This window comes from Enterobacter cloacae complex sp. OE43NF, assembly GCF_023544405.1.
GTDB classification, from domain to species: domain Bacteria; phylum Pseudomonadota; class Gammaproteobacteria; order Enterobacterales; family Enterobacteriaceae; genus Enterobacter; species Enterobacter cloacae.
Window position 1 is genome coordinate 1 of the sequence record NZ_JAMJFW010000112.1, and the last position, 2,495, is coordinate 2,495.

The following is a 2,495-nucleotide window of genomic DNA, read 5'->3' on the forward strand; positions in this document are numbered from 1 at the left end:
ATAGTCATGCATGCCGTTAAAATTTAACAGGCGCGTTTCTGACGGGTTCCGGGGTGGTTTGTTGTGGTTTTTGTCATGGTTTCGTCAGGAACGCGCTGAACGCGTCTCAGGCGGTGCGGGCAACGGATGTTATGGTAAATTCTTGGGGGCTTGATTATAAAATACCGCACTTCCTCTTATGTCTTGTGCTTTTTAGACAACCCTGAAAGCTTTTAGCTTTGGTGATGCAATTTGCTGGGATTTTGGCGGAGAACCACAGGTAAAGAAAAAGGCCACATTAGCGGCCTTTTTCGGAGAAGATGCTCAGTGCGGAATTTCGGAGACTTCTTTAACGTCGGTTTTATTGATCTGCTGTTTGACACCATTCGCGTCTGTATAGCCAAGCAGGCCTGAGTCTGATTCTTTAGGTTTGCCGTCGCTGACAATAGTGCGACCGTCATTGGTGTGTATGGCATAGCTTGTGCGCGTGCAGCCGGTGAGGGCTGAAAGCGCAACTGCCGCTGCGAACACTGAAACAAAAATCTTTTTCAAAGCCAGCTCCTTTTATCCATATCAGTTTTGGTCACTAACCATCTAACTATAGGTCATTTTTTATGTGAAAAGAGGCTTGATGGTGGGCTGTATATCGAGTTAGGCGCGAGGTGCTATGGTCAAAGTGTGGTGTCAGGCGGGGAGGAGGCTTATATGAGATGTAATCCGGCCGATACATATACCAAGATGATTTAAGTATTCCTCTTTGTGAGGTTGGATGTCTAATTTATAAAGGATCTTCTTGAGATCCTTTTTTTCCGCGCGTAATCTCTTGCCCTGTAAACGAAAAAACCACCCTGGCAGGTGGTTTTTCGAAGGTTAGGTAATCCTGGCAGATCCCCTAACCGTGGTAACAGTCTTGTGCGAGACATGTCACCAAATTTGTCCTTTCAGTGTAGCCTCACTAAGGCCGCCACTTCAAGAACTCTTGAGACATCTCTCGCACATCCTGTTTGCCAATGGCCGTTGCCAATGGCGATTAGTCGTGTCTTTCCGGGTTGGACTCAAGTTGATAGTTACCGGATAAGGCGCAGCGGTCGGACTGAACGGGGGGTTCGTGCATACAGTCCATCCTGGAGCGAACTGCCTTCCCGGAACTGAGTGTCAGGCGTGGAATGAGAAACCGCGGCCATAACAGCGGAGTGACACCGGTAAACCGAAAGGCAGGAATGCGGGGGAGCACGAGGGAGCCACCAGGGGGAAACGCCTGGTATCTTTAAGCCGCATCGGGTTTCGCCACCACTGATTTGAGCGTCAGATTCTGTGATGCTTGTCAGGGGGGCGGAGCCTATGGAAAAACGGCTTTGGCGCGGCCTTATGCTTTCTTCGTTAAGTATCTTCCTGGCATCCCCCAGGAAATTTCTGATCCATCCGTAAGCCCGTCCCGCTCGCCGCAGCCGAACGACCGAGCGGAGCGAGTCAGTGAGCGAGGAAGCGGAATATATTCTGTATCACATTTTCTCCTGACGCGTTTTCTTTCACTTTCTGCGCCTGTCTTATGTGGCATTAATGCTATGTGTTACTGCCATGCTACATCTTAAGCCAGTATACACTCCGCTAGTGCTCCGTGACTGGTCCGGCGCTGCGCCCGGAACCCGCCTGTACCGGTTCAGCAGCCGTTCCGGCCTGACTGCAATTTTTTTTTTTTCATCCCTGCCCGCTACCCTGTAAACCTTTCTTCTGCGTTGCCGTTAACAGTAGGTAAGCCATGTTTGGTTTTTCTTCCGGAGCCCTGATGACTCTTAGTGATGATGAGCGACACCTGCTTGTGTCCGTTGTTTCGGTCTGGCTACGGCGTGCCGGAGGGGATGCCGGAGCCATGATGCTGGATGCATACCGGCAGATTTTGTCTGAAACCGAACCGGCCGTAAGGACTGTCATGCTCGAATTTCTTGAATCCGTTCGCATTCATTACATTTCGTCCTGAGCATTTTCTGTATTTCTGTCCATACTTAAACGAGGCGGCCGTCACGGACGGTGGTCGTCGTTCCATGATGCTGTTATGGACGAGTGAGAGTAATCTAATCTAACTTGATTGAGTTCCGGGCGTGCCGCCCGGTTTTTTTTGCTGTTTCCCGGTGTCCGTTCCGGGACAGGATGTGCATTTGTAATACCGCGCACGCGCCGGCATCACAAATACCCTGGTCAGGGCTGCGCCCCGACACCCCGCCATCGCCTCACGGCCGCGCACTGAATTGCGCACCCGTTCACCGATTTTCACGCATTTTCCTCGCCTATCTGTGCGTTCAGCATGGCGTAAAGCGCTTCGGCCTGATCGTGCAGGTGCTCACAGCAGCCGGCAGCCTCATCCAGATCCATCTGCTCGAGCCGCTCAAGGAGGAGAAGTGTCTGTGCGCGGATAAATTTGGCCATATTGAGGGCGGCGGATTCCTGTCTGGTCACTGGTGATTTTCCCCGTCTGGTGATGATTTTTGCGTGAAAAGAGCATGGCGTCATTCTGGTGC

The 2,495-nt window shown here is 51.5% G+C and carries 3 protein-coding genes; 1 reads left to right on the forward strand and 2 read right to left on the reverse strand.

The window, feature by feature from the left end; genetic code table 11:
* Positions 1-303 precede the first annotated feature (303 nt).
* Positions 304-531 (reverse strand): YgdI/YgdR family lipoprotein, encoded by a 228-nt coding sequence (locus M8370_RS23095; RefSeq protein WP_021243043.1) that lies wholly within the window; start codon positions 529-531, stop codon positions 304-306.
* Between the two features lie 1,234 nt (positions 532-1,765).
* On the opposite strand from M8370_RS23095, the gene M8370_RS23100 reads away from it, so the two are divergent.
* On the forward strand, positions 1,766-1,957 hold the full coding sequence (locus tag M8370_RS23100) for a hypothetical protein (RefSeq protein ID WP_021243041.1): 192 nt from the start codon (positions 1,766-1,768) through the stop codon (positions 1,955-1,957).
* A gap of 290 nt (positions 1,958-2,247) precedes the next feature.
* Here the strand turns inward: M8370_RS23100 and M8370_RS23105 are convergent, their stop codons facing one another.
* Positions 2,248-2,433: a Rop family plasmid primer RNA-binding protein gene (locus M8370_RS23105; RefSeq protein WP_013772937.1), complete on the reverse strand. Its 186-nt coding sequence runs from the start codon at positions 2,431-2,433 to the stop codon at positions 2,248-2,250.
* Positions 2,434-2,495: the final 62 nt, after the last annotated feature.